13 protein-coding genes are annotated in these 16,105 nt (G+C 66.6%); 7 read left to right on the plus strand and 6 right to left on the minus strand.

All coding sequences use genetic code 11. From position 1 onward, the window contains the following. Positions 1–3: 3 nt before the first annotated feature. Entirely contained in the window at positions 4–1,317 is a 1,314-nt protein-coding gene (locus tag BLV60_RS07695) for an MFS transporter (RefSeq protein WP_256328892.1), read from the minus strand. Continuing rightward, positions 1,314–2,069 (minus strand): aldolase, encoded by a 756-nt coding sequence (locus tag BLV60_RS07700; protein ID WP_256328893.1) that lies wholly within the window; start codon positions 2,067–2,069, stop codon positions 1,314–1,316. The genes BLV60_RS07695 and BLV60_RS07700 overlap by 4 nt, the downstream gene beginning before the upstream one ends. Before the next feature lie 203 nt (positions 2,070–2,272). Between BLV60_RS07700 and BLV60_RS07705 the strand changes: the two genes are divergently transcribed. The 4 genes from BLV60_RS07705 (at position 2,273) to BLV60_RS07725 (ending at position 6,604) form a co-directional block, all read left to right on the plus strand. Further along, a complete protein-coding gene (locus tag BLV60_RS07705; RefSeq protein WP_093052457.1) occupies positions 2,273–3,271 on the plus strand; it encodes an AraC family transcriptional regulator in 999 nt (332 codons plus the stop codon). 63 nt (positions 3,272–3,334) lie between these two features. After that, positions 3,335–3,811: a MarR family winged helix-turn-helix transcriptional regulator gene (locus tag BLV60_RS07710; protein ID WP_093052460.1), complete on the plus strand. Its 477-nt coding sequence runs from the start codon at positions 3,335–3,337 to the stop codon at positions 3,809–3,811. Positions 3,812–4,099: 288 nt separating this feature from the next. After that, complete coding sequence (locus BLV60_RS07720) at positions 4,100–4,927, plus strand: alpha/beta fold hydrolase (protein ID WP_093052466.1); 828 nt, start codon at positions 4,100–4,102, stop codon at positions 4,925–4,927. Between the two features lie 117 nt (positions 4,928–5,044). After that, entirely contained in the window at positions 5,045–6,604 is a 1,560-nt protein-coding gene (locus BLV60_RS07725; RefSeq protein WP_093052469.1) for a cation:proton antiporter, read from the plus strand. 10 nt (positions 6,605–6,614) lie between these two features. Here BLV60_RS07725 and ilvB read toward each other — a convergent pair whose 3' ends face one another. Next, complete coding sequence (gene ilvB, locus BLV60_RS07730; RefSeq protein WP_093052472.1) at positions 6,615–8,396, minus strand: biosynthetic-type acetolactate synthase large subunit; 1,782 nt, start codon at positions 8,394–8,396, stop codon at positions 6,615–6,617. A gap of 65 nt (positions 8,397–8,461) precedes the next feature. Between ilvB and BLV60_RS07735 the strand changes: the two genes are divergently transcribed. After that, on the plus strand, positions 8,462–8,956 hold the full coding sequence (locus BLV60_RS07735; RefSeq protein WP_176928738.1) for an Lrp/AsnC family transcriptional regulator: 495 nt from the start codon (positions 8,462–8,464) through the stop codon (positions 8,954–8,956). Positions 8,957–8,977: 21 nt separating this feature from the next. On the opposite strand, the gene BLV60_RS07740 is transcribed toward BLV60_RS07735, so the two are convergent. Further along, a complete protein-coding gene (locus tag BLV60_RS07740; RefSeq protein ID WP_093052475.1) occupies positions 8,978–9,976 on the minus strand; it encodes an OmpA family protein in 999 nt (332 codons plus the stop codon). 269 nt (positions 9,977–10,245) lie between these two features. Here BLV60_RS07740 and BLV60_RS07745 point away from each other — a divergent pair, with 269 nt between their 5' ends. After that, positions 10,246–12,225 (plus strand): sensor histidine kinase, encoded by a 1,980-nt coding sequence (locus tag BLV60_RS07745; protein ID WP_093052478.1) that lies wholly within the window; start codon positions 10,246–10,248, stop codon positions 12,223–12,225. A 20-nt stretch (positions 12,226–12,245) separates the two neighbouring features. Here BLV60_RS07745 and BLV60_RS07750 read toward each other — a convergent pair whose 3' ends face one another. Beyond that, complete coding sequence (locus tag BLV60_RS07750) at positions 12,246–13,139, minus strand: LysR family transcriptional regulator (protein WP_093052481.1); 894 nt, start codon at positions 13,137–13,139, stop codon at positions 12,246–12,248. 89 nt (positions 13,140–13,228) lie between these two features. Between BLV60_RS07750 and BLV60_RS07755 the strand changes: the two genes are divergently transcribed. Further along, a complete protein-coding gene (locus BLV60_RS07755) occupies positions 13,229–14,005 on the plus strand; it encodes an NAD(P)H-dependent oxidoreductase (protein ID WP_093052484.1) in 777 nt (258 codons plus the stop codon). Here BLV60_RS07755 and BLV60_RS07760 read toward each other — a convergent pair. Then, a complete protein-coding gene (locus BLV60_RS07760) occupies positions 14,002–16,086 on the minus strand; it encodes an alpha/beta hydrolase domain-containing protein (RefSeq protein ID WP_093052487.1) in 2,085 nt (694 codons plus the stop codon). The two genes, BLV60_RS07755 and BLV60_RS07760, sit on opposite strands and share 4 nt — an antisense overlap. Positions 16,087–16,105 lie beyond the last annotated feature (19 nt).

The raw sequence follows: 16,105 nt of genomic DNA on the forward strand, positions 1-16,105 counted from the left end.
CGCTCATTCGTTCGCGGTCGGGCGCATCAGCCAGGCAGAGACGGCGGCCACCACACCGAGCACCGCGACATAGATGCCCACCGGCACGATGCTCGAATACTTCGCCACCAGCGTGGCCGCGATGATCGGCGCAAGCCCGCCGCCGATCGCCGCCGCGAACTGGATGCCGATCGAGATGCCCGAGTAGCGCAGCTCGGCCGGAAATTGCGCCGCATACAGGTTCGACTGCGGCGCGAACATCAGCGGGTAGTTGATCGACAGTGCCACCACCATGGCCACGGTGTACGCCGTGAGCGATCCGCTGCCGATGGCCTGGAACAGCGGCACCGCCATGATCGCCAGCAGCAGCCCGCCGAATACATAGAGCCGCCGCGCGCCCACCTTGTCGGCAAGCCAGCCGCTGGCCGGAATGGTGAAGACCATCACGGTCGAGCCGGCGATCAGCGCGTGCAGCGCATCGGAGCGCGAGAAGCCCAGGCGGCTGGTCGCATACGAGATCGAGAACACAAGAATGGTGTAGATCAGCGTCACCTCGGCCAGCTTGCCGCCGATGGTCAGCAGCAAGGGCTTCAGGTGCGCGACCACGACCTCGCGCGCCGGCAGCGCCGCCGTTTTCTGGTGCACCTTGACCTGCATGAACTCGGGCGACTCCTGCACCTTCATGCGGATGAACACGCCCAGCACGATCAGCACCGCGCTCGCAAGAAACGGCAGCCGCCAGCCCCAGCTCAGGAAGCTGGCCTCCGGCAGTTGCGTGACCAGCGCGAAGGCGCCCGACGACAGCAGCACGCCGATGGGTGCGCCCATCTGCGGCATGCTGCCGACCAGCGATTTCCATTTGGGCGGCGCATGCTCCACGGCCATCAGCATCGCGCCGCCGAGCTCGCCGCCGAACGACAGGCCCTGCCCGATGCGCAGCAGCACCAGCAGCACCGCGGCCCACAGGCCGATCGATTCGTAGGTCGGCAAAAGGCCTATCAGCACGGTGCAGATACCCATCAGCAGCAGGCTCAGCGTGAGCATCGACCTGCGGCCCAGCCGGTCGCCGTAGTGCCCGAAGATGATGCCGCCCAGCGGCCGGGCGAGCATGCCGCTGGCGAAGGTGCCGAAGGCCGCCAGCGTGCCGACTGTGGGGTCGAAGTTGGGAAAGAAGAGCTTGTTGAACACCAGCGCCGCGGCCGTGCCGTAGGCAAGGAAGTCGAAGGCCTCGATGGCCGTGCCGACCATGGTGGCGGCGCCGATCTTCCACACGCTCTGGTACTTTCTCTCCATGGTGGTAGCCGCTTGTGCCTGCAATGGCGAGGCGATGCTGTTCATGCCTGCTCCTGCGTGATCTGTCGCGCGAACATCGCGAAACTGGCGTTGACGATGCTGCGCTGCAGAAGGAAGTCGTGCGACTCCTTCGCCAGCACAGGATCCACCAGCTTGAGCCGCCCATAGGCCGACTGCGCGATCAGCTGGTTGCGCGCCGCGCGCTCGATGAGCACCGACATGTAGAGAGACTCCTCGATGGTCGCCGTGGCGGCAAGGAAGCCGTGGTTGGCCAGCAGCACGCAGCGCTTCTTGCCGAGAGCCGCCGAGATGATCTCGCCTTCGACGTCGGCGATCGGCAGGCCGGGCCACTCAGGCAGGAACGCGCAGTCGTCGAAGAAAGGCGTGGCGTCCATGTGTGCGATCTGCAGCGGCTCGCCGGTCATCGACAGCGCCGAGACGTACGGCGGGTGCGTGTGGATCACGCAGTTCACGTCGGGCCTGCGCCTGTAGACCCACAGGTGGAAGCGCACCGCGGGGTTGGGCACGCCGCGGCCTTCGAGCACGCGCAGCGAATCGTCGATGCGCATGACCGACTGCGGGCGGATCTCGGCGAAGGCATGCGCGAGGGGTGTCGTCAGGAAGGTGCCGTCGGGCTGGCGCACGGTGACCTGTCCGGCCAGGGTTTCGGAGTGCCCTTCCTTGGCGAGGATGCGGCAGCTGAGCGCGAGCTTTTCGGCCTCGCTCCAGTTGCCGTAGCTGAGGCCGTCGAGAGACGGCGCGGGGGTGTCGTGGGTTCCGGGGCTCGTATCGTTCACGCTGTGGCTCCTTTGCATCGGCGGGGTGCGGTCAATGTAAGAAGCGGTGTGCGGTTTGCTCTTGCGCGTGGGCGCACGCGGGTTGATCCAGCGTGCCAACTAGTGGAAAGTCTTAAGTCCTGCCCAACGGATGGCCGCCTAGACTGCATCCGACTGCACCTGCTTGGCACGAAGCGTGCGGGCCAACGGCAGGAGCCCCACCCATGCACCACGACACAGCAGTATCCGACCTGAGCTTCGCGCCCTGCTTCCGCCCGTTCTATCCGGGCGACGTGCAGGGCTACTCGAATGCGCTCGATTCGCTGGTCTACCCCGGCGAACTGAGCGTGCAGGACAGCAACCCGCGCATGAGCCTCGAAGCCTGCCGCCTCGTGGGTGGCGGGCTGGCCATCAGCTTCGCCTCGACGCCGCTCGCGGTTCGCCATGACACGGCGCTGGCCTCCACCGGAGGTATGGGCGGCACGGGCGACGTGCTCGCGATGATTGCCGTCGAAGGCGAAGGCACCATCGACCAGGGCGGCCGGCGCATGCCCTTCCGCAAGGGCGACATCACCTTCCGCACCACGCGGCTTCCCTCCACCTGCACACTGACCTCGCCCGGCAAGCTGGTGATGCTGCGCCTGCCCTCCGACCGGTTCTTCGGCATCTATGCCGACCTGCACGACCGCTTCGTGCCCTCGATCGCGCAGGCGAATTCGCGCCTGGCCGAGGCCGCCCGCGCGCACATGGGGCACGTGTTTCCCGGTACGGCACAGGCTGCGCCGGCACTGGCGTATTTTTCGGAGCAGTCGCTCGTCTCGCTGCTGGCCGCGACCTATTGCGAATCGATGGGCGAATCGGTCGCCGAAGACGCGGCCGACGGCAAGCGCCGCGAGCGCGACCGCTGGCAGCGGCTGGTAGCGTTCATCGAGGCGCACCTCGGCGATGCGGAGCTGTCGGTCGATGCGGTCTCGAAGGAGCTGGGCATTTCGAAGCGGCTCACGCACCGCCTGTTCGAGATGCAGCGCACGCAGTACGGCACGTACCTCAAGGTGCGCCGCCTGGAGCGCGCGAAGGACGAACTGCAGAACCGGCGACTCGACCACCTGAGCGTTTCGGAGATCGCCTATCGCAACGGCTTTGGCGATGCGAGCCATTTCAGCCGCTGCTTCAGGAGCCAGTTCGGAACCCCGCCCGGGGCCTATCGCCGATCGCCGGACTGAAGGGTTCGCGCGGCCGGAGAAATATTGCTTGCCATTAGATCGCACGCGATCTAATATTCGCCCATGCCTGCCAAGCGCTCCACCGCCCAACCCGTCGACGCCCCTGCGAGCAATTCACTGGTATTGGACGAACAGCTCTGCTTTGCCGTCTACTCGACGATGTTGAGCCTCAACAAGGTGTACCGCGGCCTGCTGCGCGACCTGGATCTCACCTACCTGCAATACCTTGTCATGCTGGTGCTATGGGAAAAGGACGAGATCAACATCTCCGAAATCTGCACTCGCCTGTCGCTCGAGACCACCACCCTCACCCCGCTGCTCAAGCGGCTCGAAGCCCGCGGACTGATCCAGCGCGTGCGTTCGCCCAGGGACGAGCGCCAGGTCATCGTGTCGCTCACGGCCGGTGGCCGCGCGCTGCGCGCCAAGGCGCAGGGGTTGCCGGGTTGCGTCGCGCAGGCCATGGAGTTGTCTCCCGACCAGATCGGCGCGCTGCGCACCCAGTTGCTGGGTCTGCGCGCCAGCCTCGACAGGAACGCGTGATGCGCAGCCGCTTCGCCGTTCCTGTTTTTTCAGGCCAATTACATCGCATGCGATATTAATTCATACGATACAAAACTCATCTCAACCACGTCACTCAAGGAGCGCACCATGTCCGCAAACAGCAAGAACCCCACCGCCACCCCGACCCGCCGCAGCCTGCTGGTCGGCGGCGCTTCCGTCGCAGCCGGAGCCCTCGTGGGGACCGGCTTTTCCCAGGCGGCGTCCGCCGCCTCCACTTCTGCGCCGAACCAAGGCGCCATCCATCGTTCTTTGAAAGGAACACGCACCATGAGCAACACCATCGTCACCAAGGACGGCACGCAGCTGTATTTCAAGGACTGGGGTTCCGGCCAGCCCGTCGTGTTCAGCCACGGCTGGCCGCTGAACTCCGACAGCTGGGAATCGCAGATGCTGTTCCTCGCATCGCAGGGCTATCGCACCGTGGCGCATGACCGCCGCGGCCATGGCCGCTCCAGCCAGCCCTGGAACGGCAACGACATGGACACCTACGCCGACGACCTCGCCACCGTCATCGAGACGCTGGACCTGAAGAACGTGATCCTGGTCGGCTTCTCGACCGGCGGCGGCGAAGTGGCACGCTACATCGGCCGCCACGGCACCAAGCGGGTGGCCAAGGCCGCGCTGATCTCGGCCGTGCCGCCGCTGATGCTGAAGACCGCCGCCAACCCCGGCGGCCTGCCGATCGAAGTGTTCGACGGCCTGCGCGCCGCGCAACTAGCGAACCGCTCGCAGTTCTACAAGGACGTGCCCTCGGGTCCCTTCTTCGGCTTCAACCGCCCCGGCGCCAAGGTGTCGCAGGGCCTCATCGACTCGTGGTGGGTGCAAGGCATGGCGGGCGGCCACAAGAACACCTACGACTCGATCAAGGCGTTCTCGGAAACCGACTTCACCGAAGACCTGAAGAAGTTCGACGTACCCACGCTCATCGTTCACGGCGACGACGACCAGATCGTGCCGATCGGCGCTGCCGGCCTGGCCTCGGCCAAGCTGGTGAAGAACAACAAGCTGATCGTCTACCCCGGCGCGCCGCACGGCCTGACCGATACGCACAAGGACAAGTTCAACGCCGACCTGCTGGCGTTCGTGAAGTCCTGATAGTCCCTACAGCCTGATGAAAAGGGGCCCGCAACCGGGCCCCTTTTCTTTTCATCGGGCGTAGATGAATCCACCTCTTAGTATTCGGGGAAAACAACACCCAGACCGAGGGCCTCGATGGACATCTTCGAAAACGTACTGGTCATGCTGATCGCCGCCTGCCTGCTGTTGCAGCTCTCGCGGCGCCTCGCACTGCCCTATCCGTCGATGCTGGCGCTGGCCGGCGTGTGCCTGGGCGCGATGCCCTGGGTGCCGCACATCAGCCTCGACCCGCACTTGGCGCTGGCGCTCTTCATCGCGCCTGCCCTCCTCGATTCAGCCTTCGATATCTCGCCGCGCGAACTGCGGCGCAACTGGATGCCGCTGATCTCGCTGGTGCTGGTGGCGGTGCTGCTGACCACGGCGGTGGTCGCATGGGCCGGCTGGGCTTTCGCGGGCCTGCCGCTGGCGGCCGCGATCACGCTCGGCGCCATCGTCGCGCCGCCCGACGCTGTGGCCGCGGCTGCGGTGATGCAGCAGTTCCGCATTCCGCGGCGCACGCTGTCGATCATCAACGGCGAGAGCCTGCTCAACGACGCGGTGGCGCTGCTGGTGTTCGGCGTGGCGGTATCGGCGGCCGGCGCCGCGCACGTGCCCATGACGAGTTCGCTGCCGATGCTGCTGGTCGCGGTGCCGGGCGGTGCGCTGGTCGGCTTCGCGTTCGCCAAGCTCAACATCCACTTCGGCTCGCCGCTCTTCGCGGGCACGCGCTCGGCCATCATCTTCCAGTTCGTGATGACTTTCGGCGCGTGGATCGTGGCCGAGCGGCTGCACCTGTCGCCGATCATCTCGGTGGTTGCCTTCGGCATGACGCTGGGCCAGTTCGCGCCAAAGCACCATGCGCCGCGCGACCGCGTGCACTCCTATGCGGTGTGGGGCGCGGTGGTGTTCACGCTCAACGTGCTGGCCTTCTTCCTGATGGGGCTGCAGGCGCGCAGCATCCTCGAAAGGCTGTCGGGGCCGCAGCTGGTGCATGCCCTGCAGTTCGCCGGCCTCGTGCTGGTGCTGGTCATCGCGGTGCGGGTGGTCTGGGTGCAGATCTACGGGGCCGCGATGCGCACGTACAAGCTGCGCCTGATCGCCCAGGGGCACGACATTCCGGTGCCGTCCAGGCGCATCGGGTTGCTGGTCGGCTGGTCGGGCATGCGCGGGCTGGTGACGATGGCCACGGCCTTCGCGCTGCCGGCGGATTTTCCGGGGCGCGACCTCATCGTGCTCAGCGCATTCGCAGTCGTGCTGGGCACGCTGGTGATCCAGGGCTTCACCATCGGGCCGCTGATCAGGGCATTGAAGATCGAGCCCGACGCATCGCTCGACAAGGAGGTCTCGCTCGCGCGCACCGCGATGATGGACGCGGCGCTGTCGGCCCTCGAAGCCGAAGAAAGCCGCGAGGCCGACGCCGTGCGCGACGAATACCGCGCGGCGCGCATGCTGGCGCAAGACGAGCGCCAGCCGCAGGCGAAGACGGCGCACGACCGGCTACGCGCCGTGGCGATCCGCGCGCAGCGGCAGGCGCTCGAAGCACTGCGCCACAGCGGGCAGATCGAGGACGACGCCTACCACCAGCTGGAAGAAGAGATGGACTGGGCCGAGCTCAACGCCATTCCTGCGAACGACGTGCGCCTGCAGAGCGTCTAGAACCCTGCGCTCAGGATTCCTCGTACCACCTGTCCTTCGCCAGCATCACCCGGTGGTGCCCGTGCCCCGAGGGCATCATCGGAAAGCAGTTCTCCTGCGCCGCCACCTGCACGTCGAGAAAGAACGGCCCCTGGCTCGCCAGGCATTCGGCCAGCGCGTCTTCCAGCTCGGCCGGGTCCGACACCCGCCGCGCGCCCCAGCCGAAGGCCTTGGCCAGCGCCACGAAGTCGGGCAATGCCTCGTTCCAGCTGTGGCTCAGGCGGTTGCCGTGATTCAGCTCCTGCCATTGCCGCACCATGCCCATGTAGCCGTTGTTGCACAGCACCAGCTTCACCGGCACGCGGTGCTGCACGGCAGTGGAGAGCTCCTGGATGTTCATCAGCACCGAGGCATCGCCGCTCACGCACACGGTCAGCGCTTCAGGGTGGCCGATCTGCGCGCCGATGGCGGCGGGCAGGCCGTAGCCCATGGTCCCTGCCCCGCCCGAGGTGAGCCAGTGGCGCGGGCTGTCGAAGCGCAGGTACTGCGCGGCCCACATCTGGTGCTGGCCCACGTCGGTCGACACGATGGCATTGCGACCGCCGATGGCGCTCTGCAGCGACGACATCAGCTGCTGCGGCAGGATCGAGTCCTCGCGCGCCTCGAAGGCCAGGCAGTCTTCCGCTCGCCAGCGCTCGATGCGCGCCCACCACGGTGCGAGGCGCTCGGGCGCGAAGCCCTCCGCTGGCAGCAGCGCCAGCAGGCCGTCGAGGATCACCTCGCAGTCGCCCACCATCGGCACGTCCACGCGCACCACCTTGTTGATGCTGCCGGGGTCAATGTCGATGTGGATCTTGCGTGCATGCGGGCAGAACTCGTCGAGCTTGCCGGTCACGCGGTCGTCGAAGCGCGCGCCGACGCACACCACGAGGTCGGCCTCGTGCATTGCGAGGTTGGCTTCGAGCATGCCGTGCATGCCCAGCATGCCAATGAACTTCGGGTCGGATGCGGGAAACGCGCCCAGCCCCATCAGCGTGAGCGTGCACGGCGCATGCAGCAGGTTCACGAGCTTCGCAAAGGCCTCGCACGCGGCGGGCCCCGAATTGACCAGTCCGCCGCCGCCGTAGATGACGGGCCGGCGCGCGGTCGAGAGCAGGTCGGCGGCGCGCTGCATCATGGCCTTGGGCGGCAGCGCCATGCGGCTCGTGCGCAGGGCCCGCAGCGGCGCTGGCTCGGGGGCCTGGCCCAGGCGGTCGAGCTGGATGTCCTTCGGCACGTCGAGCAGCACTGGCCCAGGGCGGCCGGTGGTAGCGATCTCCAGCGCGCGGCGCACCAGCGAGGGCACGTCGTCGGCCGAGCGCACCTGCCGGTTCCACTTGGTCACCGAACGCGACATGCCCAGCGCATCGCTCTCCTGGAACGCCTGCGTACCGATGACGGCCGTTGCCACCTGCCCGCTGATGCAAAGCACCGGCACCGAATCGCTCATGGCATCGAGCAGCCCGGTGATGGTGTTGCCCACGCCCGGCCCCGAAGTGACCAGCACCACGCCCACGCGGCCGGTGCTGCGCGCATAGCCTTCGGCCGCATGCACGGCCGCCTGCTCGTGGCGCACCAGCACATGGCGCAGCCGCGGCTCGCCGTGCAGCGCGTCGTACAGCGGCAGCGCCGCGCCGCCGGGGTAGCCGAAGATGGTGTCCACGCCGCACTCGACCAGCGTGTCGAGCAGGGCTTCGGCGCCGTTGCGAATACGCGCTGGCGTTTCCGGGTGAAGAGAGAGGGAGGGCGTGAGGGGTAGGTCGAGCAGTCGCATGCCGTCAATTCTTCCGGTTCGGGAGCAAAATATGCTTCTTTCTTTTGGCTCTTTAAGCTCGATTAATGAAAACCAATCGGCAAACACCCAGCGACAACGAAGGATCTTTTGACAAGACCGACCTGGCGATCCTGCGCGTGCTGCTGCTCGACTCGCGCAAGACCCTGCAGGAGATCGGCAACGAGGTCGGCCTGTCGCCCACCAGTTGCTGGACGCGCATCAAGAAGCTCGAAGCCTCTGGCGTCATCAAGCGCTACACGGTCGACGTGGACCCGGCCAAGCTCGGCTATCACGACTCGGTGATCGTGCAGGTCACGCTCGAAAGCCACACCGACGAGACCCTGTACGACTTCGGCCGCGTGCTCGCGACCATTCCCGAGATACAGGAGGCCTACCTGGTGTCGGGCGACTACGACTACTACATCCGCATCGCCGTGCGCGACACGCGCGACTACGAGCGGCTGCTGCGCGAAAAGCTCTACAAGATCCCGGGCATCCGGCACAGCAAGTCGCACTTCGTGCTGCGCGTGCTGAAGGAAACCAGCGTGCCGGTCATCTGAGGGCGGTGCGAGCAAGCTCCTTCAGAGGCGGACCAGTTCCACCCGCCGGTTCTTCGCCCGCCCCGCCTCGTTGTCGTTGGGCGCCACCGGCTCTGACGCGCCCGCACCGCGCGTGGTGAAGCGGCGCGGGTCCACCCCGGCCTTCACCAGCACCGCGATCACCGCCAGCGCGCGGCGCTTCGACAGGTCGTCGTTGTGCTTCGCCTCGCCCTGCGCATCGGTGTGCCCCACCACCGACAGCTTCAGCGGCGGGTTGCTGCGCATCAGCTTGGTCATCTCGTCGAGCGTGGGCTGCGACTCGGGGCGGATGATGTCCTTGTCGAGGTCGAACAGGATGCCGTAGAGATTGACGCGCCCCGTCTCCACCAGGCTCTTCTGCATGGCCGTCGCGTCGACGAACACGATCTTGTTGTCTTCCATCGCCTTGCTCTCGACCACGCGCACGAAGGCGTGGTTGCCGACATCGGCGTTGTGCTCGGCCAGCGCGATGCTGGCGTAGACGGTGCCCGTGGGCCCGGTCTTCTTCGCCAGCAGGTAGCGGCCGCTCACCGAAAAATAGTTGCGCGCGTAGTCGCCGCGGCTGCCCAGGCGCGGCCACTCGGGGTCGTCGAAGGCCAGCGCAAAGTCGTAGGGCGTGTTGGTGTCCACGCTGCCCGGCCGCGGCTTGTAGCAGGAGGCATTGGCCGTGCCGCAGGTAAAGAGCACCTCGAAGCCCTTGGCCTTCAGGCTGGACTCGTAGTTGCGCTGCACTTCGAGCAGCGAGCGGTCCTTCGGCAGCCTGTAGAGGTAGAGCGTCACCTTGCCCTCGACCTTGAGCAGGTCGGGCTTGCCGCCGGCCCAGTTCTGGAACGGCTCCTTGATGAGGCCGACCTCGTCGTAGGCGGCGGCCTTGTAGCCGTCGAGCACCGCGCCCTCGTAGCGGCCAACCAGCGGGTGGTCCTTGGCGGGCTCGGCGGCGCCCGTGGCGAGCGAAAGCAATGCCATGCCGGCGAGGCTGGCCAGGAATGCGAGCGTTTTCATCGGTGCATCGGGCAGAGTGCGGCAAGAGCGGCGACGCGCTCCATGCTAGGGAGCGAGGCCGCCGCTGTGCATTCGACGGACGGTCTATGCCATTCAAGAATTTGCGGCAAGTTGCCTGGTTTGGCCGGAAAGGCTGGGCGAGGACATAATTGCGCCCGCCCGCGTGAGCGGGAGTCTGGGCTCGTCAAAAGATGGCTACAGCACGGTGCCGGCAATCGTCCGGCGCATCCACAGCACGCGAAAAGTGATTTCCGAGGCAGAAGCGATCTATGAGGCTAGGCAGCAAAGGCTGTTGGCGAATCAGCCGGTGGATCGCAAGGCTTTGGCTGGCCCTGCCGCTGGCCTTCCTGTCTTTTGCGTACGCCGATGAACTCCCGGCGGATGCGGCGCCGCAGCACGACGGCCCTGTCCACATCACGCAGGCCGAGTTGCTCTCGGTTTCCGGCACGGGCTATTCCGCACCTCCGCGGTATATCGTGGACGCCGCGCTTCCAACCGATGGCTGGAAGACGGTCAGCCTCCCCCACACAGCCCGGCGCGAACTGGTGCCCAATGCGTCGAGCGGCGAGCGAACCGTCACCGACTGGTACCGCATCGAACTGTCCGGGCTGACGCCGAAGACGCAGCAGCAGCTTCTCTACCTCCCGCGCTGGAAAACCCTGGGCAACATCGCGGTGTACGGCGACGGCGTGCTGCTCTACCAGTCGCATGGCAGCCCCATCCACAACGGCTACAACCACCCGCTCCTGCTGCCGTTGAACGCGACCGCCAATACACCCGCCCCGGCATCTGTGCTGATTCGCGTCGACCGCCTGCGCAACAGCGGCAGCGGCTTTTCGACCTTGTGGGTGGGCGACGAGGAATCGCTGAGCTGGCGCTACCAGATCCGCCAGTTGCTGCAGGTGCAGTTGCCCTTCATGGGCAGCGCCGCGTTCCTGGCGGTTGGCGCATTCGCGTTCGCGGTGTGGCTGTTCAAGAGGCGCGAATCGCTCTACCTGCTGTTCTTTGCCATCTCGGCGCTCGCCTTCCTGCGCACGCTTCACTACTACGCGGGCGGCAGCTTCATCCCGATTTCGGACGACTGGTTCGAATGGATGACAGTGGCCAGCCTGCTCTGGCTGATCGTCCTCATCCACCTGTTCTTGCAGCGCCTGCACCAGCAGCCATCACCCTGGCTGACCCGTGTGTCGGTGACCCTGGCGCTGGCCTGCAATATCGCAACGCTGCCCCATGTGTCGACGGATATCGTCAGTCTCTACCTGTTCACGCCCCTGCTCAACCTGATGGTGCTGCCCGTCGCGGTGACGATCTTTGCGGTGAACCTGCGCAAGGCGCTGCGCGCGCAACTGCCCGAGGGACGCCTGGTGGCGGGCTGGACTGTCTTCGCCGTCGCATTCACTTCCTATGACGGGCTTCTGCAGAACAACCTGGTCAGCCCAGAGGCCGTGTACACCTCTCCCTACGCCATCATCAGCCTGTTCTTCGTCTTCTCGTACATCATGTTCCAGCGCTACACAGGCGCGTTCGCCGAAGTGGCCCGGCTGAACAAGGGCCTGGCCCAGCGCCTGCAGGCGCGCGAAGCCGAGCTGGAGCAAAGCTACCAGCGGCTGCGCGTGATCGAGAACCAGCACATGCTCAATGCCGAGCGCCGCCGCCTCATGCAAGACATGCACGACGGGCTGGGCTCTTCGCTGATCAGCGCCATCCGCTCGGTGGAGCGAGGCGCCATGAGCGAAGCCGAGATTTCCCGCGTGCTCAAGGGTTGCATGGAAGACCTGAGGCTGGTGATCGACTCCATGGAAAACGTGGAAGCCGACCTGCTGCTCCTGCTGGCAACCATGCGCTTTCGCCTCGCGCCGCGCATCGAGAGCGCCGGCATCACGCTGCAATGGGAAGTGCAACCCGTGCCCTCGCTGCCCTGGCTGGACCCGGACGGCGCGCTGCACATCCTGCGCATCGTGCAGGAATGCGTCGCCAACGTGCTGCGCCACACGCGGGCCACCGTCATCTGCGTGAGCACCGCGACGGTCGATGAAGGCGTGAACGTGGTGATCGAAGACAACGGCGAAGGCTTCGACGTGGAAGAGGCCCTGCGCCGAAGCGGACGGGGGCTGCGCAACCAGCAGCGGCGCGCGCAGGTGATCGGTGGCACGGTGAGCTGGCAGTCCGGCAGCACCGGGACGCGCTTCACGCTGTGGCTGCCGCTGCACCGCAAGGCCGAAACCGACAAGGCCATCAGCGCCTTCTGAGCCCGCCTTCCGAGGTCGGCTCAGAGGCTCGCAACGATCTGCTCGCGCAGCCACTTGTGCGCCGGGTCGCGGTGCCGGCGCTCGTGCCAGAGCATCGCCATCTCGTAGCCGGGCACCTCGAGCGGCGCCTCCACCATCCGCAGCCCGGCCGCGCCGCGCGCCAGCCGCTCGGGCAGCATCGCGACCATGTCGGTGCTGGCCAGCACCGACATCATGAAGAGGAAGTGCGGCACCGACAGCGCCACGCGCCGCGTCAAACCCTTTTCGGCCAGCGCCTCGTCCGTTGGCCCGGCGAAGCCTCCGCCGGCGAGCGACACCACCACATGCTCCAGCGCGCAGAACTGCGCGAGCGTCGGCCGGCGCTTCAGGCGCGGATGCCCTGCCCGCCCGGCCAGCACGTAGCGTTCGTGGAAGAGCACGCGCGCGTGCAGGCCACGCGGCGCGCCCACGCTGGTGTGAAAGAACAGGTCGACCTCACCGCTCTCCAGCTGCCGCGCCATGCGCGAAGGCACGGCCTCCACCACGGCCAGCCGCGTGTGCGGCGCCGCGGCACGCAGCCCGGCCAGCGCCGGCAGCAGGATGGCCGACTCGGCATAGTCGGCCGCGGCAACGCGCCAGGTGGTGGTCGCCTCGGCCGGATCGAAAGGCCGAGTTGGCGCCACTGCACGGCCCAGCGATTCAAGCGCCTCGCGCAGAGGCTCGCGCAGTTCATCGGCGCGCGCAGTGGGCCGCATGCCGCGCTGCGCGGGCACCAGCAGCGGGTCGTCGAACGCTTCGCGTAGCTTGGCGAGCTGCACGCTCACCGAGGGCTGCGACAGGTTCAGCCGCTCGGCTGCGCGCGTGACATTGCGCTCGGCCAGCAGCGTGTCGAGCGTGACCAGCAGGTTGAGGTCAAGGCGGCTGAAATTGTTCATGGCAATTTCTGGAATTCAGACTATTCATTTCCAATATATCGCCACGAAGCCTAACCTGAGGGCATCTTCATCCGACCCCTTGTGAAACCGTGAACATCCTTCTGGTACTTGCCCACCCCGAAGCCGCCTCGCTCAATGGCGCGCTCCATCGCTTCATGCTCGAACGCCTGGCGGCTGCGGGCCATTCAGTGCAGGTGTCCGACCTGTACGCCATGCGCTGGAAGCCCGCGCTCGACGCCGACGACTTCCCCGCGCGCGACACCGCCGCGCGCTTCGACCCCGTGCTCGATTCGCTTCATGCGTTCGAGGCCGGCACGCAAACCGCAGACATCGCCGCCGAGCAGCAAAAACTGCTGTGGGCCGACGCGGTCGTCCTGCAATTTCCGCTGTGGTGGTACTCGATGCCCGCCATCCTCAAGGGGTGGGTCGAGCGCATCTACGCCTATGGCTTTGCCTACGGCCTCGGCGAGCATTCGGACACCCACTGGGGCGACCGCTTCGGCGAAGGCCTGATGGCCGGCAAGCGCGCGATGCTGGTGGTGACGACCGGTGGCTGGGCATCGCACTACGCGCCGCGCGGCATCAACGGGCCGATGGACGACCTGCTGTTTCCCATCCACCACGGCATCCTCTACTACCCCGGCTTCGACGTGCTGCCGCCGTACGTGGTGCATCGCACGCACAAGGTCGACGAGACTGCCTACGCGCGCATCACCGAGGAACTGGGTCAGCGGCTCGACACGCTGTTCACCACAGACCCGATCCCGTTCCGCCGGCAGAACGCCGGCGACTACGAGATTCCCGCGCTCACCCTGCGCGAAGACATCGCGCCGGGCAAGACGGGCTTTGGGGTGCACTCGGCTTAAGGAAGCACCGGATTGGCAATCGCGCTGGCAATCGCTGCGTCGGCATCCACACGCAGCATGAAGCGTTTCGCCACCAGGTCGTTGGCGGCCGCAGTCACTGCCGCGATGTAGCCCGCCTGATCCACATAGCGCTCCTGCAGCGACGGGCGCGGATCACTTCCGCGCAGCGCCGCCGTCTTGGCAAACGCAAAGTACGACCCGAACAGGCCCGCCTGGTCGATCCGGCCCGGTTGGTTGGTGTAGTTCCAACCGGTGTTCGTGCCCAGCGGCACGGCGACGTCCAGGCTGCGGATGCCCGCGATGTCGTTGCCGTCCGCATCCACCTGCGGCACCAGGATCGCGTAGTCGCGGCCCAGGTAGGCCGGCGGCACCTGCGTGGCGATGCCGCTCTCGTCCTGCGGCCTGTAGTTGGGGCCCCAGTCCAGCAGCGAATAGGTGTTGACCAGCCCCGTGTAGCTCATGCCCGGAATCGCCGGGAACTTGACGTGCTGCGGCCGCACCAGCGTGGTGTCTGCCAGCTTCGGCACCTGGCTGTCGGGCGGCGTCGTGCCCTTGACGACCCAGTCTTCCAGGTTCTGGTACAGCGCGCGCACGACCGGAATCACGCCGGCATTGCCGTTGGTCGCATACAGCGCCCCTGCGCTTGCACCCGGCAGCGACGGGAGGCCCAGCAGATGGTGCGTGCTCGCGTAGTAGTAGATGCGCGCGTTGCCGGGCTGCACGAGGTCGGTCGTGCCCCAGGCATCGGTCAACAGCGGCGAGCCCTGCAGGGTCCAGAACTCGGTGCCGCTGAAGCCGATGAAGAGCTTGGGACAGGTGCCGCTCGCCTCGCAGCGCGACAGGATGCCGCCGCGCCGCTGAGCCACGTCGTCCACATAGTCTTTCGACAGGCCGCGCGTGCCGGCCTGGCCGAAGGCCGTGTGGTCGGCGCGCACGCCACCGCCGCCGCCAGGAATGGAGAAGCGCATGTTGATGTTGGTCTGCCGCGCCGCGATCTGCGCGAACACGCCGTCGAACACCTTCTGGCCCGCACGGTCCTCGTTGAAGCCCAAGTGCACGAAGGTCTTCATGAAGTTGCCGCACTGCGAGACGCCCGAGGCAATGGTGTTCTTGATGGCAGCAGCCACTGGGTTGGCCGTGCCCGCCGCATCGCTCGCGTCGCGGTGGAAGAAGGTGATCATGTCGCGCAGCGCCGCGAGGCCCAGGCCCATGACCTTCGGGTCTTTCGCGATGTAGACCAGTTCGTACAAGTAGGCCGGGTCCCATTTGTCCTTGAGGCAGACGTTCGTCTCGTCGGGCGTACCGGGGAACGGCGTGGCGGCGCTGCACTTCGCAAACTTCCACTCGCTCGCGGGAATGAGCTGGCGCGCGTCGCCTTCGTTGATGCGGCGAGTGAGCACATAGCCGGGCTTCGTGTTGTCGAGGCTCGCGGTGGCATAGGCCTGCATCGCCGCATTGAACGGGCCGCCTGGCAAGGGCAGCGAATCGTTGTTCGCTGCGGTAGGCAGCAACTCGGCGCGGTAGGTGCCGGTGATGCTGCTGCCATCGGCGTTCTTCGCGACCGGCACCTTCAGCGTGAGCTTGCCGGGCCCGGCCGGCACGTCGTCCTGCCAGGCGGCCGTCAGGAACACGTAGCCGCGCGAGGCGAAGTACGGATCGAGGCTCACGATGTTGCCGCGGTTCGGCGCGTCGTAGCGCAGCACGCCGCTGGCCTTCGTCATGTCCTTCGGCTTGAAGAGCACGAAGTCGGAGGTGTACTCGACCTTGCCGTTCGCATTGAGCGGCGCGAGCGACAGGTCCTGGATGATGGCGTTGCGAGCGTCCTTCGGATCGACCTCGCCGGTGAAGGTGCCGGTGATCTTCTCGTAGGCGCCCACGCTGCCGAATGCGCCGGGCACGTCTTCGGTCGCGGTGATGGCGAGCTTGTACTTGGGCGCGGTGGCAGTCACGGGCGGTGTGGTGGGTGTCGTGGCGGTGGGCGGTGGCAGCAGCACGCCACCTCCTCCGCCGCTTCCACCGCAGGCAGTCAGAAAAAGGGCGGCCGAAGCCACCGTGGCAGCCCAAAGGCTCCAGCGTTTCATGGTTTGTCTCCTTCGTTGT

Source organism: Variovorax sp. YR634, assembly GCF_900106655.1.
GTDB lineage: Bacteria > Pseudomonadota > Gammaproteobacteria > Burkholderiales > Burkholderiaceae_C > Variovorax.

Coding starts and splice junctions, on each gene's coding strand:
- BLV60_RS07705 (WP_093052457.1), top strand. CDS start 2,273: ATGCACCACGACACAGCAGTATCCGACCTGAGCTTCGCGCCCTGCTTC.
- BLV60_RS07720 (WP_093052466.1), top strand. CDS start 4,100: ATGAGCAACACCATCGTCACCAAGGACGGCACGCAGCTGTATTTCAAG.
- BLV60_RS07740 (WP_093052475.1), bottom strand. CDS start 9,976: ATGAAAACGCTCGCATTCCTGGCCAGCCTCGCCGGCATGGCATTGCTT.
- BLV60_RS07760 (WP_093052487.1), bottom strand. CDS start 16,086: ATGAAACGCTGGAGCCTTTGGGCTGCCACGGTGGCTTCGGCCGCCCTT.
- ilvB (WP_093052472.1), bottom strand. CDS start 8,396: ATGCGACTGCTCGACCTACCCCTCACGCCCTCCCTCTCTCTTCACCCG.
- BLV60_RS07695 (WP_256328892.1), bottom strand. CDS start 1,317: ATGAACAGCATCGCCTCGCCATTGCAGGCACAAGCGGCTACCACCATG.
- BLV60_RS07750 (WP_093052481.1), bottom strand. CDS start 13,139: ATGAACAATTTCAGCCGCCTTGACCTCAACCTGCTGGTCACGCTCGAC.
- BLV60_RS07745 (WP_093052478.1), top strand. CDS start 10,246: ATGAGGCTAGGCAGCAAAGGCTGTTGGCGAATCAGCCGGTGGATCGCA.
- BLV60_RS07710 (WP_093052460.1), top strand. CDS start 3,335: ATGCCTGCCAAGCGCTCCACCGCCCAACCCGTCGACGCCCCTGCGAGC.
- BLV60_RS07725 (WP_093052469.1), top strand. CDS start 5,045: ATGGACATCTTCGAAAACGTACTGGTCATGCTGATCGCCGCCTGCCTG.
- BLV60_RS07735 (WP_176928738.1), top strand. CDS start 8,462: ATGAAAACCAATCGGCAAACACCCAGCGACAACGAAGGATCTTTTGAC.